General features: G+C 41.9%; 13 protein-coding genes. 4 read left to right on the top strand and 9 right to left on the bottom strand.

The window, feature by feature from the left end; translation table 11 throughout:
- The 3 genes from QM857_RS08655 to QM857_RS08645 form a co-directional block, all read right to left on the bottom strand.
- A partial coding sequence (locus QM857_RS08655) for a CshA/CshB family fibrillar adhesin-related protein (protein WP_414275700.1) occupies positions 1-6,901 on the bottom strand: 6,901 nt, incomplete at its 3' end.
- A gap of 255 nt (positions 6,902-7,156) precedes the next feature.
- Positions 7,157-10,807 carry a DNA-directed RNA polymerase subunit beta' gene (rpoC, locus tag QM857_RS08650; protein WP_195184050.1) on the bottom strand — a complete coding sequence of 1,217 codons (3,651 nt, stop codon included), beginning with the start codon at positions 10,805-10,807 and terminating at the stop codon, positions 7,157-7,159.
- 32 nt (positions 10,808-10,839) lie between these two features.
- Positions 10,840-14,442 carry a DNA-directed RNA polymerase subunit beta gene (locus QM857_RS08645; protein ID WP_195184051.1) on the bottom strand — a complete coding sequence of 1,201 codons (3,603 nt, stop codon included), beginning with the start codon at positions 14,440-14,442 and terminating at the stop codon, positions 10,840-10,842.
- 533 nt (positions 14,443-14,975) lie between these two features.
- Here QM857_RS08645 and QM857_RS08640 point away from each other — a divergent pair.
- The 3 genes from QM857_RS08640 to QM857_RS08630 are packed head-to-tail and all read left to right on the top strand — an operon-like array spanning position 14,976 to position 17,239.
- Positions 14,976-15,281, top strand: a complete 306-nt coding sequence (locus tag QM857_RS08640; RefSeq protein ID WP_006150962.1) for a rhodanese-like domain-containing protein — start codon at positions 14,976-14,978, stop codon at positions 15,279-15,281.
- Positions 15,282-15,300: 19 nt separating this feature from the next.
- The gene (locus tag QM857_RS08635) at positions 15,301-16,956 is read left to right on the top strand and encodes an FAD-dependent oxidoreductase (RefSeq protein WP_414275699.1); all 1,656 of its coding nucleotides are present in this window, start codon (positions 15,301-15,303) and stop codon (positions 16,954-16,956) included.
- Complete coding sequence (locus QM857_RS08630) at positions 16,946-17,239, top strand: rhodanese-like domain-containing protein (RefSeq protein WP_414275698.1); 294 nt, start codon at positions 16,946-16,948, stop codon at positions 17,237-17,239. Before QM857_RS08635 ends, QM857_RS08630 begins: the two co-directional genes overlap by 11 nt.
- 97 nt (positions 17,240-17,336) lie before the next feature.
- Here QM857_RS08630 and QM857_RS08625 read toward each other — a convergent pair whose 3' ends face one another.
- Entirely contained in the window at positions 17,337-17,594 is a 258-nt protein-coding gene (locus QM857_RS08625; protein WP_006150993.1) for a metal-sensitive transcriptional regulator, read from the bottom strand.
- 487 nt (positions 17,595-18,081) lie between these two features.
- On the opposite strand from QM857_RS08625, the gene QM857_RS08620 reads away from it, so the two are divergent.
- Entirely contained in the window at positions 18,082-20,094 is a 2,013-nt protein-coding gene (locus tag QM857_RS08620; RefSeq protein WP_414275697.1) for a DUF2079 domain-containing protein, read from the top strand.
- Between the two features lie 49 nt (positions 20,095-20,143).
- On the opposite strand, the gene QM857_RS08615 is transcribed toward QM857_RS08620, so the two are convergent.
- From QM857_RS08615 to adcR, 5 genes are all read right to left on the bottom strand, one after another.
- Complete coding sequence (locus tag QM857_RS08615; protein ID WP_414275696.1) at positions 20,144-20,998, bottom strand: VOC family protein; 855 nt, start codon at positions 20,996-20,998, stop codon at positions 20,144-20,146.
- A 130-nt stretch (positions 20,999-21,128) separates the two neighbouring features.
- Positions 21,129-22,631 carry a zinc ABC transporter substrate-binding protein AdcA gene (locus QM857_RS08610; protein ID WP_414275695.1) on the bottom strand — a complete coding sequence of 501 codons (1,503 nt, stop codon included), beginning with the start codon at positions 22,629-22,631 and terminating at the stop codon, positions 21,129-21,131.
- A 9-nt stretch (positions 22,632-22,640) separates the two neighbouring features.
- A complete protein-coding gene (locus QM857_RS08605) occupies positions 22,641-23,447 on the bottom strand; it encodes a metal ABC transporter permease (protein ID WP_414275694.1) in 807 nt (268 codons plus the stop codon).
- Positions 23,440-24,144: a metal ABC transporter ATP-binding protein gene (locus QM857_RS08600; RefSeq protein ID WP_414275693.1), complete on the bottom strand. Its 705-nt coding sequence runs from the start codon at positions 24,142-24,144 to the stop codon at positions 23,440-23,442. The genes QM857_RS08605 and QM857_RS08600 overlap by 8 nt, the downstream gene beginning before the upstream one ends.
- Positions 24,144-24,584, bottom strand: coding sequence for a zinc-dependent transcriptional regulator AdcR (adcR, locus tag QM857_RS08595; RefSeq protein WP_414254615.1), 441 nt, complete (start codon positions 24,582-24,584; stop codon positions 24,144-24,146). Before adcR ends, QM857_RS08600 begins: the two co-directional genes overlap by 1 nt.
- Positions 24,585-24,669 lie beyond the last annotated feature (85 nt).

Genomic DNA, 24,669 nt, shown 5'->3' with positions numbered 1-24,669 from the left:
CTTCTGTTGGATATCCTGGAATTTCATTTCCGTCTTTATCCTTGTGACTAGTCTTCACTTTTTCGTAGACATGTTCTGTGTCGCCGTTTGGAAGTTTCTTAGTCTCTACGAAGCGGTATCCTGGAATGTCTTTCTTAGGATTTTCGCCGTCTTCTGTTGGATATCCTGGAATTTCATTTCCGTCTTTATCCTTGTGACTAGTCTTCACTTTTTCGTAGACATGTTCTGTGTCGCCGTTTGGAAGTTTCTTAGTCTCTACGAAGCGGTATCCTGGAATATCTTTCTTAGGATTTTCACCATCTTCTGTTGGATATCCTGGAATTGCTTTACCTTCTTTATCTACAAACGTAGTAACTGGTGTTACTGTTGGTGTGTATGTTGCAGAAGCTTTTGTTCCGTTCATATCTTCACGAACAACTGTTACAGATGGAGCTGTTCCTGTAAATTCAGGTTCTGGTTTGAAGGTTACTGTTCCGTCTGGTGCTACTGTGTAAGTACCAACACCTGGAATTGTCTTAGTTGTTGAACCATCGTCAAATGTAGCTGGAACATCATCGTTCATTGGAACACGTCTATCGCCTTCCTTGAATGTTGGTTTACCAGACTGTTCTTTACCTTTTGGTCCAATAGTTGTAGCTGGTTCTGCTGTTGGTGTTACTGGTGTAACAGTTGGTGTGTACTTAGCTGTTACTGGTGTACCGTTCTTATCTACACGTTTCACAGTCACGCCTGTTCCTGTTCCTGTGAATGATTTTTCTGGTACGAATGTTACAGTTCCATCTGGCGCTACTGTGTATGTTCCTTCACCTGGAATTACCTTAGTTGTTGAACCATCTTCGAATGTTGCTGGAACATCGTCATTCATTGGTACACTTGGATCACCTTCTGTAAAGGTTGGTTTTCCTGTTTGTGTCTTACCTTGGATATCTGTTGAAGTTGCTGGTTCTGCTGTTGGAACTACTGGAGTAATCTTAGGTGTGTATGTTGTTTCTACGGCAGTACCGTTAGCATCTTTAGCTTGAACCTTAACTGGAACAACATCACCTGAGTATGACTTGTCAGTTGGTGTGAATGTTACAACACCTGTTGCTTTATCAACTGTGAAAGTACCGATTTCTTTACCTTCTGGTGATTTAGCAACTACTGATGTAGCTGGTTGACCATTTTCGTCAAGAAGAGTAATCGTATCCTTGTCGATTGGTGCAACTGGGTCACCTTCTGTGAATGTAACAGTACCAGTTTGAACCACGCCTTGAGGTGCTACTGATTCAGCTGGAGTAGCTGTTGGTGTTACTGGTGTTACTGTTGGTGTGTACTTAGCTGTTACTGGTGTACCGTTCTTATCTACACGTTTAACAGTTACGCCTGTTCCTGTTCCTGTGAATGATTTTTCTGGTACGAATGTAACTGTTCCGTCTGGTGCTACTGTGTATGTTCCTTCACCTGGGATAGTCTTAGTTGTTGAACCATCTTCGAAGGTTGCAGGTGTATCATCATCCATTGGCACGTCTGAGTTACCTGGTGTGAATGTTGGTTTACCTGATTGTGTTTGACCTTGTTTATCAGTTGAAGTAGCATCTTCAGCTGTTGGTGTTACCGGAGTTACTGTTGGTGTGTACTTAGCTGTTACCGGTGTACCATTCTTATCTACACGTTTAACAGTTACGCCTGTTCCTGTTCCTGTGAATGATTTTTCTGGTACGAATGTAACTGTTCCGTCTGGTGCTACTGTGTATGTTCCTTCACCTGGGATAGTCTTAGTTGTTGAACCATCTTCAAATGTTGCTGGAACATCGTCATTCATTGGTACACTTGGATCACCTTCTGTAAAGGTTGGTTTTCCTGTTTGTGTCTTACCTTGGATATCTGTTGAAGTTGCTGGTTCTGCTGTTGGAACTACTGGAGTAATCTTAGGTGTGTATGTTGTTTCTACGGCAGTACCGTTAGCGTCTTTAGCTTGAACCTTAACTGGAACAACATCACCTGAGTATGACTTGTCAGTTGGTGTGAATGTTACAACACCTGTTGCTTTATCAACTGTGAAAGTACCGATTTCTTTACCTTCTGGTGATTTAGCAACTACTGATGTAGCTGGTTGACCATTTTCGTCAAGAAGAGTAATCGTATCCTTGTCGATTGGTGCAACTGGGTCACCTTCTGTGAATGTAACAGTACCAGTTTGAACCACACCTTGAGGTGCTACTGATTCAGCTGGAGTAGCTGTTGGTGTTACTGGTGTTACTGTTGGTGTGTACTTAGCTGTTACTGGTGTACCGTTCTTATCTACACGTTTAACAGTTACGCCTGTTCCTGTTCCTGTGAATGATTTTTCTGGTACGAATGTAACTGTTCCGTCTGGTGCTACTGTGTATGTTCCTTCACCTGGGATAGTCTTAGTTGTTGAACCATCTTCGAAGGTTGCAGGTGTATCATCATCCATTGGCACGTCTGAGTTACCTGGTGTGAATGTTGGTTTACCTGATTGTGTTTGACCTTGTTTATCAGTTGAAGTAGCATCTTCAGCTGTTGGTGTTACCGGAGTTACTGTTGGTGTGTACTTAGCTGTTACCGGTGTACCATTCTTATCTACACGTTTAACAGTCACGCCTGTTCCTGTTCCTGTGAATGATTTTTCTGGTACAAATGTAACTGTTCCGTCTGGTGCTACTGTGTATGTTCCTTCACCTGGGATAGTCTTAGTTGTTGAACCATCTTCAAATGTTGCTGGAACATCGTCATCCATTGGTACACTTGGATCACCTTCTGTAAACTTAGGCTTACCTGTTTGTGTCTTACCTTGGATATCTGTTGTTTCTGCTGGTGTTGCAGTTGGTTTAACAGGAGTTACTGTTGGGGTGTATGTTGCAGAGGCTTTTGTTCCGTTCTTATCTTCGCGGACAACTGTTACAGCAGGAGCCTTACCAACGAATGATTTTTCTGGAACAAATGTTACTGTTCCATCTGGTGCTACTGTGTATGTACCAACACCTTCTACTGTCTTAGTTGTTGTTCCATCGTCAAATGTTGCTGGAACAGCTTCGTTGATTGGAACAGTTTTTTCTACTCCATCAACAGTCACAGTTCCACCCTTGAATTCAGGTTTACCTGTTTGTGTGGCACCTTGGATGTCTTTTGTTTCAGCTGGTGTTGCTGTTGGTGTTACTGGAACAATCTCAGGAGTGTAAGTTGTATCAACTTTGATTCCGTTTGAGCTTTCAGCTTGAACCTTAACAGGTGTTACTTTACCAGTGTAAGACTTATCAGTTGGTGTGAATGTTACAGTACCAGTTGCTGGGTCGATCGTGAATGTACCGATTGGTGTTGTTCCATCTTCAGCATAAGCTGTTGTAGTTGTAACTTCATTACCATCTTTATCCAAAAGTGTATAGCTGTTATCTTTAATAGTGATTTCTTTGTCTTCACCGTTAACAGAAACAGTTGTACCTGCAAATGTTGGTGTTCCTGTTTGTGTCGCACCTTGGATATCCTTAGATGTAGCTGGTTTCGCTGTTGGAGCAGCTGATTTCACAGTTGGTGTGTAGCTTGCTTCAGCAGTGATTGTTGAAGTTTCACCTTTAGCGTTTGTAATAGTTGCAGTTGCTTGAACCTTAACACCTCTAGCTGTTCCGACAAAGTCTGGTTCTGGAGTGAACGTTACTGCTCCTGTAGTAGGATCGATAGTGTATGTTCCTTCTCTTGGAACAGTCACAGTTGTTTCATCAGTAGGTTGACCTGTTGCTGGATCTACCAATTTCTTGCTTGTGATTGTTGCAGTTTTGTCGTTGCTCAACTCAAATGTAGGAGTTTGAGTTTGTGGAACGTTTTGGATATCCTCAGAAACCTTATCTGTTGGAGTGATTGTAATTGGAGTTACTGTTGGTGTGTACTTAGCTGTAGCAGTCTTGAGGTATTCATCACGAACAGTACCATCTTTATCTCTTCCGACAGGTGCAGTCAATGACACAGTAACACCTTTTGCAGTACCAGTAAATCCTGGTTCTGGAACAAAGGTAACTTCTCCTGTAGCATCATTGATTGAGTATGTTCCTTCTCCCGCTACTGTTACAGAAGTTGCGTTGGTGACTTGTCCAGTTGCTGGGTCCACTAATTTAGCAGGATACTCCAAGCTTGGAGTGACAGCAATCTTTTCACCATTAGCATTTGTAAGAGTTGTGTTAAAAGTTGGTGTACCTGTTTGAGTTGCTCCTTGGACATCAGTTGAAGTCTTATCAACACCTTCAATTTCACTTGGAGTTACTGTTGGGATGTAAAGACCATCCATTGTTTTTAATACTGTATCAACGTTGGCTTCCTTATCTGGGAATTTAGTTGACCAACCAGTATCGTAGCCATTACTATCTGTACGACGGATTGAAATTCCATCAGCTGTTCCAAGGAAGTGATCTTCTGGGATGAATTCCACATCTACGTCTTTACCATTTGCGGTAATCTTATATTTACCTTGACCTGGTACGACATAGTAGCCTTCAGCATCCAAAGTAGCCTTGTTCCCATTTGCATCGACAATGTATGGTGCTACTGTTTCATCAATTTTTGCTGATTCAGTTAAGCTATAGCCTTGCAAACCTCGAGCAGTAAAGGCTACAGTTGCTGTTTGTTTAGCACCTTGAGGACCACTTGTTTCTTTGAATTCCCCTTTTGGTGGGTGAGTGATTTGAGTCTTAAAGTCCTCAACTTCCCCTGAAAAGGCCATACCAGTTGGGCTTTCGATTTCTTTAGCATTCTTAGCGATACGGATCCGAACACCCAATTCATTGACACTAGGATCGATATAGGTTTTACTCTTGGTGAATCTTAGGGTAACGGCTCCATCCTTAGTAATGGTTGCTAAATCAGAGCGTTCGTCTTCATCAAAGGTACCGTTTTGGTTAAAGTCAACCCAACCATAAATATTGGCTTGAGGCGCCCCGTCTGTATGAGCTTCAACAGTAATCGTATAATTCCCTGGTTTTGTACGATCCATCTTGATCAACTCATTGGTTTTTCCTTTGAGGTCATTCGGAAGCAATTGGTCGATGCCTTCATCAGCTGTCGTCGCTTTATCATCACCGGTCCAATCAAGAGCATTATTTTCATCCATATCAGGACTCAAGTGACCAAGATAAGGTTGGTTCACTTTCTTACCAGTAATTCCATCTACAGTTGCAATTGAATGAACTGCCTTGCCGTATGATTCAGGAGCATCTCCTTCATCAAGTGGGAAGAAACCAAGCATGGCTGATTGTTTACCTGAAGATGCAATATACAAGCCAACTTCGGACGCTCCACGTGTCATAACAAGGGGAACAGCAGCAATACTTGAAATATTTGGTCCAAAGACCCCAGTTCCGAGACCTGCAGTTGTTAAATCAGCACTTCCAAAGTACTTCCAAGCAACCGCTTTTTTATCTGGCCCCACTTGATCTGAGCGTTGAAGTAGGTCAAGGTTCGTCCTATAGTAATTCATGCCATCTATTTTAGTGGCAGGGTTTGGACCAAATAAATTGTCTGTATCTTGTGGAATATAAGTTTTAGTAGATTTATTTCCATTTTTATACCACTCACCAATGTGTTGCCAACCTGAACCGTTTGTGGTGAATAGTACCATTTCACCAGGGTTAGCGGACTCACCATCCGCCATGACAATGGCAGGTTTGACCACTTTTCCACGGAAGGTCGCAGAAACTTCAAACTGAACACCGATATTCCCACCTTCAAGTTCTGAACTGATAGTAGTTTTCTTAGTTGTACCAGTGTCAATACCTTCTTTTTTTATTTCAGTCCAACGGTTTTGAGCTTCGGCAATAACTTTAGCTTCTTCACCAGCAGTAAAAGCTTCTCTCGTAGCAGGTGTATTAGTCGCTTTCCCATAACCATTTCTTGCATTTGGATCATAGGTCGCTTTTTCAGCAGCCGTCGCTCCTCGGTCTTCTAAACGCTTTTTGTAGATTTCAGTTGCTTGGAAGGGTTTCAAAGATTTTACTTTGATGGTAACCACATAACCCGGCATAATTTCCTTAGTATAGGTAGCCCCAACTTGGAGAGCAAGGTCACCTTTTGATGTTGTTGTAGTTCCTGTCCAGTTGGCTACATCTCCAAAGTCCAACCAAGAGATTTGGCTGGCTATGTCTTTAGCATTGATATTTGTTGTAAAGCCAGGCTTTTCAACTTTCGGAGTTGAAGTTGCATCTTCAACGTCTGCACCAATTCCAGTAGCTGTTGCAGTATCTGCACGGAAGGCAGTATTCTTGTCAATCTCTTTACCATTACGAGGGTCGTTTTTCCCTGTATTTGCGATTGCGTTAGTACCTTCAGCTGGCTTTGTGTTTTCTGCAGGTTTTCCAGTTGTTGCTTCTGTCTTATCAGCAGTTGCTACTTTTTCTTCGGCTACAACTTTTTCTTTGTTTTTAAGTTTAGCATTGACAGTTGTTACAAGTGATTGATAAGCTGCATCCAACTCAGCTTGACTTGTAGCAGAAGTAAGTGCATTTTTAGCGTTCGCAAGACTAGCTTTAAGAACCTCTACACTCTCGTCTGTCTTGTTACTGTATTTACCATTTGCCACGTTTGCTTCAATTTCAGCAACGTAAGTTGCCAATTTGTCCCTATTAAGCTCAGGTTTTACTTCAGTAGAAACTGCAGGCGCTGCTTCTGCTTGATACGTTACTTCTTTAGCAGGTGCTGCTTCTGCTGCTTCTGTAGTTACAGGAGCCTCTGTTTTGTCTGCTTCTGTTGTAGTTGCAACTCCATCAACTTGTTTTTCTTGTGTTACTTCATCAGCTCCAACACCTGTAGCCGTTCCGAGCATCACTAACGTTCCGAGTAAGACCGAGCAAACTCCTACATGAAGCTTACGGATCGAGAATCGACTAATTCGGTCGTTAAACAGATCATTTTTCATGATTTACCTCCAATACCCTTTAGGGAGTGTATATATTGTTATATTTTATGCATTGTTTTTCAAAACCTCTAAACATGCAACGTCTTATTTTAGCACTATTGTACTTAAAAACCAAGCATTATGCTCATCATTTCGAGACATAAAATTAGGTTAACTTAATTTCAATTTATTGCCATTTTTCAGAAAATTTGCATATAATTTTCAGGGCCTAAACATGCCAAAAGAGGGGAAAGCCCCTCTTTTAACTAAATAAGACTATTCACTTGTTTCCACAGTCTCTACTTGGACATCCACTTGCTCTTCCTCTTGTGAATCTGCAAGGAGGGATTCTTCGTTGACTGCTTGTGGTTCAAGGTTACGGTAACGTGCCATACCTGTACCAGCTGGGATAATCTTACCGATGATAACATTTTCCTTGAGACCAAGGAGATGGTCTTTCTTACCACGGATAGCTGCGTCTGTAAGGACACGAGTTGTTTCCTGGAAGGAAGCAGCTGACAAGAAACTATTTGTTTCAAGTGAGGCTTTGGTAATTCCCATAAGGACTGGGCGACCAGTTGCTGGAACACCACCTGCGATAAGAACATCTTTGTTGGCATCTGTAAAGTCGTTGATATCCATGAGAGTACCCATGAGAAGGTCTGTATCCCCTGGATCCATGACACGAACTTTGCGGATCATTTGACGAACCATTACCTCGATGTGTTTGTCACCGATTTCTACCCCTTGGCTACGGTATACTTTTTGTACTTCACCGAGGAGGTAAGTTTCAACTGACAAGACATCACGTACAGCAAGGAGACGTTTTGGTTGGATAGAACCTTCTGTCAATGCTGCACCACGAGAGATTTGATCTCCAACTTGGACACGCATACGTGCTGTGAATGGTACCACGTATTCGCCTTCGCCAGTTTCACCTTTAACGAAGACTTTCTTAGTACGAGTTGAAGCATCTTCTTCGATTGCTGTAACTTCCCCTTTGACTTCTGTGATGACCGCTTCACCTTTAGGATTGCGGGCTTCAAAGATTTCTTGGACACGAGGAAGACCCTGAGTGATATCGGTATTTGAGGCAACCCCACCCGTGTGGAAGGTACGCATTGTAAGCTGTGTACCAGGTTCCCCGATAGATTGGGCAGCGATTGTACCAACTGCTTCACCGACTTCAACCGCATCACCAGTCGCCAAGTTGATACCGTAACAGTGACGGCAGACACCATGACGAGTGTTACATGTAAATACTGAGCGGATGGTTACTTCTTCAACACCGGCATTAACGATTTCACGCGCCTTGTCTTCTGTGATCAATTCATTTGGACCAATGATAACTGCACCAGTTTCTGGGTGTTTAACAGTTTTCTTAGTGTAACGACCATTGAGACGTTCTTCAAGAGACTCAATCATCTCTTTACCTTCAGTAATAGAACGGATTAAGAGACCACGGTCAGTTCCACAGTCATCCTCACGAATGATAACGTCTTGGGCAACGTCAACCAAACGACGAGTCAAGTAACCTGAGTCGGCTGTCTTAAGGGCCGTATCAGTCATACCTTTACGGGCACCGTGAGTTGAGAAGAACATCTCAAGTACTGACAAACCTTCGCGGAAGTTTGAAAGGATTGGCAATTCCATGATACGTCCGTTCGGAGCAGCCATCAGACCACGCATACCGGCAAGCTGTGAGAAGTTTGAGATGTTACCACGGGCTCCAGAGTCCATCATCATAACGATTGGGTTCTTAGGATCTTGGTTGGCAACCAAACGTTTCTCGAGTTTTTCACGGGCAGCACGCCATTCAGCTGTAACAGCATTGTAGCGTTCGTCATCTGTGATCATACCACGACGGAATTGTTTTGTGATTTGTTCTACACGTTTGTGTGATTCTTCGATGATTTCAGCCTTGTCTTCAACGACTGGAATATCAGCAATACCCACTGTCAAACCTGCAAGAGTTGAATGGTGGTAGCCAAGGTTCTTCATACGGTCAAGTAGGGCAGATGTTTCTGTCGTACGGAAACGTTTGAAGATTTCAGCGATGATATTTCCAAGGTTTTTCTTCTTGAATGGCGGGTTGAGTTCAAGTCCTTCAATAGCTTCCTTGATATTTCCACCTAATGGCAAGAAGTACTTAGCCGGAACACCTTCTGTCAAGTTAGCGTTTGTTGGCTCTTGCAAGTAAGGTAGTCCTTCTGGCATGATATCGTTGAAGAGGATTTTACCAACAGTTGTAAGCAAGATTTTGTGTTTTTGCTCTTCTGTCCATGGTTTGTTAAGGCTATCTGTTGCGATACCAACACGTGAGTGGAGGTGAACATAACCATTGCGGTAAGCCATGACAGCTTCGTCACGATCCTTGAAGACCATACCTTCGCCTTCACGACCAGCTTCTTCCATAGTCAAGTAGTAGTTACCCAAAACCATGTCCTGAGATGGAGTAACAACTGGTTTACCATCTTTAGGGTTCAAGATATGCTCAGCAGCAAGCATCAAGATACGAGCTTCTGCTTGGGCTTCTTCTGAAAGTGGTACGTGGATGGCCATTTGGTCACCGTCAAAGTCGGCATTGTAGGCTTCACAGACAAGCGGGTGCAAGCGAAGGGCTTTACCGTCAATCAAGACAGGTTCAAAGGCTTGGATACCCAAACGGTGAAGGGTAGGTGCGCGGTTCAAAAGTACTGGGTGTTCTTTGATAACTTCTTCGAGGATATCCCAGATACGTTCATCTCCACGCTCTACCAAGCGTTTAGCCGCTTTAACGTTTTGAACGATATCGCGCGCAACGATTTCACGCATAACGAATGGTTTAAAGAGCTCGATTGCCATTTCACGTGGCACACCACATTGGTACATCTTAAGAGTTGGACCAACGGCAATAACGGAACGTCCTGAGAAGTCAACACGTTTACCGAGCAAGTTTTGACGGAAGCGTCCTTGTTTCCCTTTGAGCATGTGGCTCAATGATTTAAGTGGACGGCTACCTGGACCTGTGATCGGACGACCACGACGACCATTGTCAATCAAAGCGTCAACCGCTTCTTGAAGCATACGCTTCTCATTTTGAACGATGATACCTGGTGCGTTCAACTCAAGCAAACGAGCCAAACGATTGTTACGGTTGATAACACGACGGTAAAGGTCGTTCAAGTCAGATGAGGCAAAACGGCCACCATCCAACTGCAACATTGGACGAAGGTCTGGTGGAATAACTGGAAGGATGTTAAGAACCATCCATTCAGGCTTGTTTCCAGACTTGTGGAAAGCATCCAAAACATCTAAACGACGGATAGCTTTCACACGTTTTTGTCCAGTAGCTGTTTTCAACTCTTCTTTGAGTTCAGCAATTTCTTTTTCAAGATCTACTTGTTTCAAGAGGTCTTGGATAGCTTCGGCACCCATTTTGGCAACGAATGAACCATGACCAAACTCACGCAAGCGTTCACGGTATTCACGCTCTGTCATGATAGATTTGTGCTCAAGTGGTGTATCTTTTGGATCAATCACCACGTAAGCAGCAAAGTAGATAACTTCCTCGAGGGCACGAGGACTCATGTCAAGGGTCAAGCCCATACGGCTTGGAATCCCCTTGAAATACCAGATATGAGATACAGGAGCTTTTAACTCGATGTGTCCCATACGTTCACGACGAACTTTTGTACGCGTTACTTCAACACCACAACGGTCACAAACAATCCCTCTGTAACGAATGCGTTTGTATTTACCACAAGCACATTCCCAGTCTTTTGTAGGACCAAAGATCACTTCGTCAAAGAGTCCTTCACGTTCTGGTTTCAACGTACGGTAATTGATTGTTTCAGGTTTTTTGACTTCTCCATAAGACCATGAACGGACTTTACTTGGAGAAGCTAGTGTGATTTGCATACTTTTAAAACGATTTACATCAACCACTATTTCTTCCCTTTCTATTATAAGTGAACTGCTTATTCTTGTTCAGCAGCTTCTTCTGTTGTTTCCGCTTTTGCATTTTCTTCTGCTTCAAAGGCTGCTTTAGCCTCTTGAGCTGCTCTTTCGCGGGCTTTTTCAAGGTCATCTACGTGGATGACATCTTCGTCCATTCCTTCATCAAGGTCACGAAGTTCCACTTCTTGATCATCTTCGTCAAGGACACGCATGTCAAGACCAAGAGATTGCAATTCTTTTACAAGAACTCGGAATGATTCTGGAACACCTGGTTTTGGAATTGGTTTTCCTTTTGTAATAGCTTCATAAGCTTTCAAACGTCCGTTGATATCGTCAGACTTGTAAGTCAAGATTTCTTGAAGGACATTTGATGCACCATAGGCTTCAAGCGCCCAAACCTCCATCTCACCGAAACGTTGTCCACCAAACTGAGCTTTACCTCCGAGTGGTTGTTGTGTAACGGTTGAGTATGGTCCGACTGAACGAGCATGCAATTTATCATCAACCATGTGGTGGAGTTTGATCATGTACATGACCCCAACTGACACACGGTTATCAAATGGTTCACCAGTACGTCCATCGTATAGGATCGTCTTAGCATCGCTGTCCATACCTGCTTCTTTGACAGTGTCCCAAAGATCTTCAGAACTTGCTCCGTCAAAGACTGGTGTTGCGATGTGAATGCCAAGAGTACGAGCCGCCATACCAAGGTGAAGTTCCATAACCTGACCGATATTCATACGTGATGGCACCCCAAGTGGGTTCAACATGATATCGACTGGAGTTCCATCCGGAAGGTAAGGCATGTCTTCTACAGGAACGATACGAGAGACAACCCCTTTGTTTCCGTGACGTCCGGCCATCTTATCTCCGACCTTAATCTTACGTTTTTGTGCGATGTATACGCGAACCAGCATGTTGACACCAGATTGCAATTCATCACCGTTTGCACGTGTAAAGATTTTAACATCACGAACGACACCATCGGCACCGTGTGGTACACGAAGGGAAGTGTCACGAACTTCACGAGATTTGTCACCGAAGATAGCGTGCAAGAGACGCTCTTCAGCAGAAAGATCTTTTTCACCCTTAGGTGTTACTTTACCTACAAGAATATCCCCTTCTTTAACCTCAGCACCGATACGGATGATACCCATTTCGTCGAGATCTTTAAGGGCATCTTCACCAACGTTTGGAATTTCACGAGTGATTTCTTCAGGCCCAAGCTTTGTATCGCGAGTTTCTGATTCGTATTCTTCAAGGTGAACAGATGTGTAAACATCGTCTTTCACCAAGCGTTCGCTCATGATAACGGCATCCTCGAAGTTGTAACCTTCCCATGTCATGTAGGCAACGATTGGGTTTTGTCCAAGCGCCATTTCACCTTTCTCCATAGAAGGTCCATCAGCGATAAAGTCACCTTTTTCGATAACATCGCCAACTCGAACAAGGGTACGTTGGTTATAAGCAGTACCTGAGTTTGAACGACGGAATTTTTGGATGTGGTAAACATCAAGGGAACCATCTTCACGGCGAACTTCTACTTTGTCCGCATCCGCATAGGTAACCTTACCACCATGTTGTGCAATAACTGCCGCTCCTGAGTCATGGGCTGCTTGGTATTCCATACCAGTACCAACGAAAGGCGCTTTAGGATCGATCAACGGAACAGCCTGACGTTGCATGTTGGCTCCCATGAGGGCACGGTTGGAGTCATCGTTTTCCAAGAAAGGAATACATGCTGTCGCAACGGCAACTACCTGCTTAGGAGAAACGTCCATGTAATCTACACTAGACGCTGGATACTCTTGGTTAACCCCTTGGTGACGTCCCATGACAACTTTTTCAGCAAAAGTTCCATCTGCGTTCAATTTAGAGTTAGCCTGAGCTACTGTGTATTCATCTTCTTCATCGGCAGTCAACCAAACAATTTCGTTGGTAACTTTACCAGTTGCACGGTCAACCTTACGGTATGGTGTTTGAATGAAACCATACTTGTTGAGGTGCCCGTAAGAAGACAAGTTGTTGATCAAACCGATGTTTGGTCCTTCAGGTGTTTCGATTGGACACATACGACCATAGTGAGTGTAGTGCACGTCACGCACTTCATATCCAGCGCGGTCACGTGTCAAACCACCAGGTCCTAAGGCAGACAAACGACGTTTGTGAGATAACTCAGAAAGTGGGTTGTGTTGGTCCATGAACTGTGACAATTGTGAAGAACCAAAGAATTCTTTGATCGCCGCAGTCACTGGACGGATGTTAATGATTTGTTGAGGTGTCAATACTTCGTTATCTTGAACAGACATACGTTCACGAACATTACGTTCCATACGTGAAAGTCCAAGGCGTACTTGGTTGGCAAGCAATTCACCAACAGCACGAATACGACGGTTTCCGAGGTGGTCGATATCATCGATACGACCGATGCCTTCAGCCAAGTTTAGGAAGTAGCTCATTTCAGCAAGGATATCTGCCGGAGTGATAGTGCGAACTTTATCATCTGGATTTGCATTTCCGATGATTGTTACAACACGGTCTGGATCAGTTGGTGCCACAACCTTGAATTTTTGAAGAACAACTGGTTCTGTCAAAACAGCTGAGTCATTTGGAGTGTAGACAATCTTATTCAAATCGCCATCCAAGTGACTTTCGATGCTTTCGATGACATCGCGAGTCATAACAGTACCTTTTTCAACCAAGATTTCACCAGTTTCAGGGTCCACCAATGGTTCAGCAATTGTTTGGTTGAGCAAACGAGTTTTAATATTTAATTTCTTGTTAATCTTGTAGCGTCCAACAGCTGCCAAGTCATAACGACGTGGGTCGAAGAAACGAGCCACAAGCAAGGTACGTGAACTCTCAGCAGTTTTTGGTTCACCTGGACGAAGACGCTCATAAATTTCTTTCAAAGCTTCGTCTGTACGAGAGTCCATTGGGTTTTTATGGATATCTTTTTCAACAGTGTTGCGAACCAACTCGCTGTCACCAAAGATATCAAAGATTTCGTCATCGCCTGAGAAACCAAGTGCACGAACCAAAGTCGTAAATGGAATTTTACGTGTACGGTCGATACGAGTATAGGCGATGTCTTTTGAGTCACTTTCCAGTTCCAACCAAGCTCCACGGTTAGGGATAACAGTTGAACCGTAGCCCACTTTACCGTTTTTGTCTACTTTATCATTAAAGTAAACACCTGGAGAGCGCACCAACTGTGATACGATAATACGTTCACCACCATTGATGATGAAAGTACCCATCTCAGTCATGATTGGGAAATCACCAAAGAAGACTTCTTGAGTTTTGATTTCGCCAGTTTCCTTGTTAATCAAGCGGAAAGTTACAAAGATTGGTGCTGAATAACTTGCATCATGGATGCGAGCTTCTTCAAGCGTATATTTAGGTTCTTTGATTTCGTAGCCAACAAATTCCAACTCCATTGTTTCTGTGAAGTTTGAAATTGGCAATACATCTTCAAACACTTCCTTCAGACCATGGTCTAGGAAATCTTTAAATGAATCAGTTTGAATTTCAATCAAATTTGGTAAGTCAAGAACTTCTTTGATTCTTGAAAAACTACGACGGGTACGATGTTTCCCGTATTGAACGTCATGTCCTGCCAAGATGATTCTCCTTTGTAAATAAAGTTCCAAGCTTAGTCGTCTAAGCTAATAATTATCGTTTAATGGTTCTAAAACCCCTATCAACTTATCCCCCTTGACTAATTTTTCAGAATCTTTAAATCTCTGTTACAGATGCAAAAAATACCGAAAAAAAGCACAAAAAGAGCAGTTAAATCTGACTTTTTTCAGGAGATTTAACTGCTGTGAGCCTTGTCCGGACAATATTTCAGACAAAACCTACGACAAATGATTACTCATATTATACCCGATTTTCTCTAATTTTTCAAGTCCTTTGAAGGATTTTTCTTGCTTTAGTATAGTTGTAGCTTGTTTTCAGAAAAGGTAATTTTCTAGACAAGTAGTTGTTGAATAAATAAGACAGGTTCTATTCATTAACCTATCAACCAACTCTTTAGTTTGTAAGTTGGCATCTTGTATACTGAAAAAGAAACAATACTAATCAATTCAACTTACTTGACAAAAGCGTTGCTTAGTGGTTTAATATACCCCATAAGGGTATATCGGAGGTGCCTATGTTTCATTTATTTACAAAAATTGATAGTATTTCTACCAGCGAATTGGAAGCTAAACTCAAGGAACCAATTCAGCTACTGGATGTGCGGACGCCTACGGAATTCCGTAGAGGCCATATCAAAAACGCCAAGAATGTTCCTCTAACCGAAATCGGAGCTTACACACCTGCGACAAATGAAACACTTTATGTCATTTGCCATTCCGGTGTTCGAAGCAAGATGGCTGCAAAAAAGCTAAAGAAAAAAGGCTATGATGTTATCAACGTCCGAGGTGGTATGAGCGCTTGGACAGGCAAGATCATATAGAACAAGAGGGAGAAAATTAATGAAAATTATCATTATTGGAGGAGTTGCAGGCGGTATGTCTGCAGCAACCCGTCTCAGACGTCTCTTAGAAGACGCTGAAATCACTATTTTTGAGAAAGGTCCCTTTGTTTCCTTTGCAAACTGCGGACTTCCTTACTATGTTTCAGGCGAAATTGCAAACCGTGATAGTTTATTAGTCCAAACCCCTGAAAGTCTCAAGTCACGCTTTAATCTGGATGTACGTCCTTTCCATGAGGTCATCAGCATTTCGCCAGCAGAGCATACTGTGACTGTCCGCAATGATGGACAAGAATTCACAGAAGGCTACGATAAGTTGATCCTCTCTCCTGGAGCTAAACCATTTGTTCCTGCCATTGAAGGCTTGGCAGAAGCTAAGAACGCCTACACGCTGCGCAATATTCCCGATCTCGATGAAATTATGGCAACCTTGGACAATCAACCAAAAGAAGCTGTCGTTATCGGTGCAGGCTTTATCGGGCTTGAAATGGCTGAAAACCTGACAAAACATGGATTGCAGGTTACTATCGTGGAGAAAGCACCTCATGTCTTGCCACCATTAGATCAAGAAATGGCAGCCTTTGTCCAAACAGAATTGGTTAAAAACGGCGTTCGCGTTATCACTTCTCAGTCTGCGACTCAATTTGAAGACCAAGGAAAAATCATCGTTCTCGAAAACGGTCAAAAAATCACTTCTGACCTTACCATCCTTTCTGTCGGTGTTGAACCTGAAAATAGTCTGGCTAAAGCTGCGGGGATTGAACTGGGACTTCGTGGCGGGATCCTGGTCGATGAACATTACGAAACCAGTCAAAAAGATATTTTTGCAGTTGGGGATGCCATCGTCGTCAAGCAAGAGATTACGGGCCAAGACGCTCTCATCTCACTCGCTTCTCCTGCCAATCGGCAAGGACGCCAAGTGGCGGACGTCATCGCAGGACTTGGTCGTACAAACAAAGGCAGTATCGGCACTGCGATCGTTCGTGCCTTTAATATGACTGCTGCTTCGACTGGTCTCAGCGAGCGTATCCTTACCATGAATCAACTTCCTTACAAGTCACTTCATGTCAGCGGTAAAGACCACGCTGGTTATTATCCTGGCGCTACTGATATGACCTTGAAGCTCCTCTTTGACCCAAACACTGGAAAAATCTATGGTGCCCAAGGAGTTGGGAAGAAAGGTGTTGACAAACGAATCGATATCCTAGCAACTGCTATCAAGGGAAATCTCACCGTCTTTGACTTACCAGAGTTAGAGTTTACCTATGCGCCACCATTTGGTTCTGCCAAGGATCCCGTCAATATGCTGGGTTACGCAGCCTTGAACCTTATCGAAGGTCTCAGCGACAACGTTCAATGGTACCAGATCGAAGACGAACTGGCTAAGGGAAAGAAATTCCTTGATGTACGGACAAGTGGCGAATTCCAAAGCGGTCGACTTAAGGTTGACACCATCCACATCCCCCTAAACGAACTACGGGAACGCTTGGATGAACTAGACAAGAACCAAGCCTACATCGTTAGCTGCCACAGTGGTTTACGCAGCTATATCGCAGAGCGTATCCTCAAGCAAGCAGGATTTACCGTCCAAAACCTTGACGGCGCTTATTCACTATACAAAATGGCTAACCCAGAAGGAGTAGAATATGCTAACTAATATCAGCATGGCTGACTTTTATGAAAAATATCAACATGAACATCTAGATCTTATCGATGTCCGTGAAGTACATGAATTCCAAGCAGGACATGCACAGGGTGCAACCAATATTCCTTTAAGCACTTTGGAGCAAGGCTACAAAGAACTCAAATCTGATCAAGAATACTATATCATCTGCCAAGGTGGTGGGCGTTCCGCGACTGCCTGTCAATTTCTCAGCGCCCAAGGGCTCAACGTCACAAATGTAGAAGGTGGCATGAACCACTGGCCAGGTGATATTTAATAAATAAAATTCAAAAAGAGCAATTGGTCTAATTTCAAGAAAACCAACTGCTCTTTTAATCTTTTGTTCACTATTTAAGAGAAACGTATGTTTTTTATTACTTGCGTTTAATCAAGTATTTAACCGCCTTTTCCAATCTTTCCTTCTGTGCTTGAGGATCCTCTAAAGGGTCGTTAATACAAGATGTTAAATTCTCCGTTATCATCAGTTCAATAATACGATCAACACTGGATCGCACTGCTGTTAATTGAGTAATGATATCGACACAATCACGCTCTTCCTCCATCATCTTTTGAATACCTCGCAATTGACCCTCTGAGCGTTTGAGGCGTGTAATGTATTTTGAATTTGTCATGTCTTTATCCTTAAACGATTTTTCTACATTATATCTCTAATACAGACCTTTGTCAAAAGGAGCACTTATCTTAAAGGTAAAGACTTCTAGTTCCCCACTCTAACTCGCGTAACGATACCGTCCTTGTCAGTCATGCTTAATTCTGAGGATAAAAACCACTGAGTTACCGCTTCGCTACTTTTAGATTGAGCAAATACTTTTAATAATTCCTCTTTGTTCTCAATTTCAGCCACATAGTAGGCTAGGGCTTTAGAGGATTTTTTCTTGCTTTAGTATAGTTGTGGCTTGTTTTCAGAAAAGGTGGTTTGCATAATTTCATCTTTTCTTTACTTTTTATTTCAAAAATGCTAACTGATAATACGATGAGTAATTCTTCAAAAAATGTAAGAGATATTTTTTAAAGGCAACTCAAAACTATATAATAATCAGTCACAAGCTAAAGAAATTACTTTTTTATGATAGAATACTAGCTGGAGGACTTTATGAAATGAAACGAATTCTAACAAACTTGATAGAGCAACGAATGTATTACTTATCTTGTTTACTCGGAGCCTATCTTCTGATGATTTTGATCGAATTGTTAACTTCAACACCACACGATGTATTTCTCGCCTTAGCTCCAGTGTCAGCTTTAATAATAGGGAATTTTTTTATAGTTTGGTCCGCTTTGATTCTTTTTGCTAAAAAAATTCCTGCATTAAGTATTTCCAAAATCAATACTTTATTATTAAATATTGTATTATTTATTGCTATCTATAAGAGCATATCCTTTTTCTTATCCCTAGGTTTGCTATTGCTGACGTTAGTACTATATATTGGCAGTTTTCTCAGAAAAGAAAAATTTTCATTTCTGTACCTACTAGTTATTTTATTTACAACACCTCGTCTATTGACATTGCTTAATTCAAACTTCCAAGATGCCGCCCTTGAGTTTCATACTTTCAATCTAGCAGACACTCGATTTAACATTATTATTTGGGCAGTCATCTTTGCTAGTTTGCTTTCGGGAACCATCCTTCTTTTTATCCATAACTCTCCTATTAAGCAATATTTAGAACGCTACAGAAAATTACTAACCTATGTTATATTTTCACTAGCCACTCTCTATGTAGTCTATCTATCAGTCGTTTTTGTTTATAAAGTGAAAACCTTTGATGGTTCTACCTTTGATATTGGTCTATTCTCACAGATGTTTCATCGCATGAGCACCGACTTGAGCGCTATCACAACACTCGAGCGCGATCGAGTATTATCTCACTTTGCAGTGCATATATCACCTATTTTCTATCTAATGTTACCTTTTTATAAATTTTTCCCTCATGTTGAAACATTAGAAGTACTACAAATTTGGGTTGTATTCTCTGCAGTTATTCCTTTAAGATTACTCCTATCAAAATTGAATTTATCGAAATTGGCAAACATTTTGACAGTTCTTTGGTTTGTGCTTTTACCTGTATTAACTACTGCAGGAGGTTATCACCTACACGAAAATTGTTTCTTAGTTCCTTTGATTTTTTGGGTGTTCTATTTTATAGTGAATGAGAAGAAGTGGGGTATCCTAGTATCGACTATTTTACTACTACTTGTGAAAGAAGATGCTTTTATCTATGTTATTAGCATTGGTATGTATTTCTTATCACAAAAACGTTTCAATCTGACGGGCAAAACCAAACAATGGCTGATCCTAACTGAATTTCTTCTGCCACTTCTATACTTCACTCTAGCATTGTTAATCCTGAGCACATTCGGAGAAGGCGGAATGGTCTCACGATTCGATGCATTCTTACTAAAAGATGAAAATGGTATTTTAGCCGTATTTAAAAATTTAGTTCTTCACCCAAGTTTCGCCATCAGCCATTTATTCATGGCTAAAAAACTAGGTTATTTATTCCTGATGTTAGCTCCTATGTGTTTCCTACCACTATTGCAACGCAACTGGTCAACTTATTTTTTGGCTCTACCTTTAGTAGTTATTAATTTATTGCCGGATTGGCCTTATCAATACGACATCGGTTTTCAATATAGTTATGGTAGTGGAGCCTTACTCTTCATAATGGCCTTGCTAGCTTTAGAAAATTTAAAATTGCATAAATACATTAACGAAAAAATGGTGATTTCATTTATTTTTGTTGGCATGATTTTTTCTGGTACTATTCTTCATCGCCTTACTCAAAGTTGGTCTTTCAACATTGGCTATTATCAACAAAATAAAGAGAAATTTGAAGCAATCAAATATGGCCTAGAAATTCTACCAGAAGATGCCTCAATCGTTGCAGAAGGAGGCTATACACCTGCACTTAGAAAACATCGGGCCCTATACGATATTTTCTACCACAACCAACGAAAAGCTGACCCATCAATTGATTATGTCGTAATTCCACGTGAACAAAAAGGGAAGAACGATGTCTATGATCCTTTAATTACTAGTTATGAAACACTAGGATATAAAGAAAGCAAGTACGCAACAAAAGAACTTTTCATTCTCGAAAAACCTGAATAAAAAAGAGAGCAGTTCAAACTACTTCTAAAGTAGACTGAACCGCTCTTTTCTAATTTCCCACTCTAACTCGCGTCACGATACCATCTTTATCAATCATGCTGAACTCTGAAGAGGAAATCCACTGAGTTATCGCCTTGCCAGTTTGAGATTGAGCAAATACTTTTAATAATTCCTCTTTGTTCTCAACTTCAACGACATAGTAGGCTAGGCCTGCCAGTCCTTGCTCACGAGGAGCTAAGTTTTTACCTCCCCATTCATTAACTGCTAGATGATGATGGTAATCTCCCGATGCAATCCAACTGGCGTGTGGAATCGTAAATTTATCCTCAAGAACTAGAGAACCTTGGTAAAAGGCAGACGCTTCTCGACTGTTTTTAACGGATAGATGAACATGTCCCATTCTAGTACCACTTGCAATCACAAATGGATCTAGTTCTTGTCCCAGTTCATAGATATCTTGGGCAGACAGTTCTTCTGTCACACCAATAATACGGCCATCCTCACGAATATCCCAGACTGTCACAGGTTTATCTCTGTAGAGTTCAATCCCGTTGCCCTCTAAGTCTTCCAAATAGATAGCCTCACTATAACCATGGTCCGCTCCACCCACTAGCGGTATCTTTAAATCGAGCAAGTGTTTAAAAACGTTGGCCAAATCTTCTCGAGTCGGTAAAAGCAAAGCCATATGGTAAAGACCGTAGCTCTGCTTAGGATTGCCTGTATTTTCTGTTTGGATAAGCTTCACCAGCGGTTTTCCTCCGGCACCTAGAAGAATTTCTTTTTCCGATTGATTCAATATCTCCAAACCAAGTAATTGATGATAAAATGCAGTTTGACTAGCCAAATCTCTAACATTTAAAGCCACCTCTGCCAAATGAATGCGACTATTATATTCGTAAACCATAGAAAAGCTCCTTTGTTGTAACTTTTATTATTACAGCTATTATACTCTCTTCTCAACCAATGTCAATCCAGATGCTTAGATATGATAAATGAAAGAACAATCCTCCCCATGTAGGAAGGATTGTTTCGCTTTAATGAGCCAACATTTCTTGGGCGATTTCTTGACCAGATAAATTCTCTGGATAGTAGGTTGGCCAGTTGTCCATCTCTTCAAAGAGGGATTCCTGGCTAGTACCTCCAAAGAAGATATGGAAATGCTCTGCCTTGACTGGGGCGATATTGTGGTCGCTAAACTGAACATACTTAAATTGTCCAGCATCCGCATCTGTCGCTTCAAAGAGGAAGCGTACTCCACGATTGCCTTTCTTATAAGTCAAGATTTTCTTGCTGACATACTTGTAGGTATATTTCTTACTTTGGTCACCTTGGATGAATTCCATAGTGTTATCCTTGATATTAATCTTAGATACATCCGTTTGATAGCCTTTTTGATAGTAGGCCTTATACTCATCCTTGGTCATCTTACCAGTCAACTTAGACTTGTAGTCAAAGACTTGGTCTAGAGTACCATTTTCAAGAAAAGGATAAACAGACTGCCAGTTGCCAGCATAGTCACTCAAGGTACGATCTTTGACATCGGAATCCTCAAAGTAACCATTTTGAACGGTTTTAGTTTCCTCTACTTTTTCTGGTTCAATTTCTGCCCCTGCCTGGTCAGTTGTTTGCTTGAGGGCTTTTAGATTTTTCTCCATGACAAAGATATAGTTCTCACCGGCCTTCATGTCCTCTTCAGTCAAGCTTTCCAGAGGATTCAGAACGTCTAACTTAACTCCTGTTTCTTTTGAAAGAGTATTAGCTAGAGCTTGTGAGGCATTTTCTTCAAAGTAGATATAAGAAATCTTGTTTTTCTTGATATATTCGGTCAATTCTGCCAAGCGGCTTGCTGAAGGCTCCGCATCTGGCGAAAGCCCAGAGATAGAGACTTGAGTGAGTCCGTAGTCTAATGCAAGATAACGAAAGGCTGCGTGCTGAGTTACAAAACTCTTTTGTTTTGCACTAGAAAGTCCTTCAGTATAAGCCTTGTCCAAAGCTTGTAGTTTTTCGATATAGGCTGCTGCATTTTGCTCAAAAGTCGCCTTCTTATCTGGATAGTCAGCTGAAAGACTATCACGGATGTGCTCTACAAGTTTGATTGCACGCGCAAGAGACAACCATACATGAGGGTCATACTCGTGATGATGACCCTCTTCGCCGTGGTCATGGTCTTCCTCTTCTTCACTACCTGGAAGAAGCAACATATCTCCAGTAGCCTTGATTGTTTTTACTTTTTTGGCATCTAGTGAATCTAAAAGCTTGGGAACCCATGTTTCCATGTTCTCATTTTCATAAACAAAGGCATCAGCGTCTTGAATTTTAGCAACTGCCTTAGGCGATGGTTCATAATCATGTGGTTCTGTCCCAGCTCCAATCAAGAGCTCGACATTGGCTGTATCTCCTGCTACTTGCTTGGTAAATTCGTAGACAGGGTAGAAAGTTGTGACAATATTTAATTTCCCGTCTGCCTGTTTTTGATTGGAACAGGCTACCAAGAAAACTGTCACAATACTTGCCAAAAGTAGGCCTAGTTTTTTCATGTATTTCTCCTATTTGATAAAACGTTTGAGTAAGCTGACTAACAAAAAGACAACTACAAAGATAAGGGTAATACTTGCACTCGGTGGTGTCTCTGCATAATAGGATATATAAAGCCCTGCTACCATACCTAGAAAACCAATAACGCTGGCAAGAATCATCACCGAACTAAAGTTCTTCCCTAGACGTAAAGCGATACTAGCTGGCAAGACCATGATAGTTGATACCAAAAGTGCTCCTGCGGCTGGAATCATGAGTGCAATGGACACACCCGTTACCATGTTAAAGAGAATGGACATAGTACGCACTGGAAGGCCATCTACAAAAGCTGTATCCTCGTCAAAAGTTAAGATGTACATGGGTCTCAAAAAGAGGAAGGTCAGAATTAAAACAACTGCTGCAATGACAAAGAGTCCAATTACCTGTTCTTGACTGATGGTCACAATAGAACCAAACAGGTATTGATCCAAACTCATCGAGCTAGAGCTCTTACCCTTACTCATAACAATGAGTGAAACCGCAAGACCTGTTGACATGAGGATGGCTGTTCCAATCTCCATAAAGCTCTTGTAAATCGTGCGGAGATACTCAAGAAAGACCGCCGCAATCAAGACAATAGCAATGGTCGAGATGGTCGGAGAAATCCCTAAAACCAAACCAAAGGCCACACCTGATAGCGATACGTGACTCAGTGTATCACTCATGAGACTTTGGCGGCGCAAGATGAGGAAGGTCCCAAGCACTGGTGAAAAGAGGCTCATAGCGATAACAGCCAAAAAGGCCCGCTGCATAAAATCATAAGACAATAGATTAAACATGCTCCACCTCCTGGTCACTTTCATGGACATTGAAGCAACGCCATGGCGAATCTTGGTCACGAACAAGGTGGATATTGCGATCTGCGTAATCCTTGACTTCTTCAGGATCGTGAGTAATCATCAAAACAGCCTTACCATGATGGTGGGCACTATGATGCATGAGCTCATAAAATTCATTCTTGGTACCTGCATCCATCCCTGTTGTCGGCTCATCCAAGATAAAGATATCTGGATCTGAAGCAAACATACGTGCAATAACCGCTCTTTGCTTTTGCCCACCAGAGAGAGAGCCAATCCGTTTATCCCGATGTTCCCACATGCCAACAGAGTTTAAACTCGCCTTAATATGTTCCTCATCATGGGCATTCAGACGACGGAACCAACCTTTTCTTGGATAGCGACCTGATTTGACAAATTCATAAACAGTACTTGGAAAACCTGCATTAAAACTGGCGATCTGCTGGGGAAGATAGGCAATTCTTAATTTTTTCCCATGAATATTTGTCTTTGAGATGGTTACTTTGCCAAATCTCGGCTGCAAAATACCCAGACTAGCCTTGATAAGAGTCGTCTTGGCAGCTCCATTTTCCCCAGTAAGGGTGACAAATTCCCCACTATCAACACTGTAATTGATATGCTCAAGCACAGGTTCCTTGTCATAATAGAAGGACAAATCCTCTACTGTGATGTATCTCATTACTTGATTTCTCCTACTAAAGCAGTTAAAAACCGCTGGATAATTTTTTGTTCGTTTGGCGTAAACTGAGTGGCAACCTGCTCATAAGTCGAGAGGGTATGTTCATGATGATGGTGGTGTTCCTCAGCAATAGGTCGAGCCAAGTCTGTCAATTGATAGAAGACAACGCGAGCATCCTTAGGATCCTTAGATGTCTCCAACATCCCCTCCTTAATCAGGGATTTGATAGCCTTGGTAACGGCAGCTTGACTAACATTGAGACGACGCGCCAACTCAGAGTTGGTGAGCGACTCCTCTGATAAAAGCATGAGAATATGCTCCTGGGTATTGGTCAAGGCTACATCACTGGTACAATGACCAATGAGAATTTCATGCTGATTTTCCGCCTTGAGAATAATCTCATTTAAAAATTGATCGATATCTTTTGCCAACTGTCTCATGATTTGCTCCTTTCTCAGAACAGAATTTCTATAAATACAAGGTTCTCACACCATTCCTTTACTAGTTAAGTATATCACATCCAAG

The organism is Streptococcus infantis, assembly GCF_047463315.1.
Classification (GTDB): Bacteria; Bacillota; Bacilli; order Lactobacillales; family Streptococcaceae; genus Streptococcus; species Streptococcus infantis_AB.
The sequence above is the reverse complement of the archived record's forward strand: the minus strand, read 5'-3'. Positions and strand labels throughout refer to the sequence as shown.

Coding starts and splice junctions, on each gene's coding strand:
- adcR (WP_414254615.1), bottom strand. CDS start 24,584: ATGAGACAGTTGGCAAAAGATATCGATCAATTTTTAAATGAGATTATT.
- QM857_RS08640 (WP_006150962.1), top strand. CDS start 14,976: ATGTTTCATTTATTTACAAAAATTGATAGTATTTCTACCAGCGAATTG.
- QM857_RS08630 (WP_414275698.1), top strand. CDS start 16,946: ATGCTAACTAATATCAGCATGGCTGACTTTTATGAAAAATATCAACAT.
- QM857_RS08635 (WP_414275699.1), top strand. CDS start 15,301: ATGAAAATTATCATTATTGGAGGAGTTGCAGGCGGTATGTCTGCAGCA.
- QM857_RS08610 (WP_414275695.1), bottom strand. CDS start 22,631: ATGAAAAAACTAGGCCTACTTTTGGCAAGTATTGTGACAGTTTTCTTG.
- QM857_RS08605 (WP_414275694.1), bottom strand. CDS start 23,447: ATGTTTAATCTATTGTCTTATGATTTTATGCAGCGGGCCTTTTTGGCT.
- QM857_RS08620 (WP_414275697.1), top strand. CDS start 18,082: ATGAAACGAATTCTAACAAACTTGATAGAGCAACGAATGTATTACTTA.
- QM857_RS08625 (WP_006150993.1), bottom strand. CDS start 17,594: ATGACAAATTCAAAATACATTACACGCCTCAAACGCTCAGAGGGTCAA.
- QM857_RS08615 (WP_414275696.1), bottom strand. CDS start 20,998: ATGGTTTACGAATATAATAGTCGCATTCATTTGGCAGAGGTGGCTTTA.
- QM857_RS08600 (WP_414275693.1), bottom strand. CDS start 24,144: ATGAGATACATCACAGTAGAGGATTTGTCCTTCTATTATGACAAGGAA.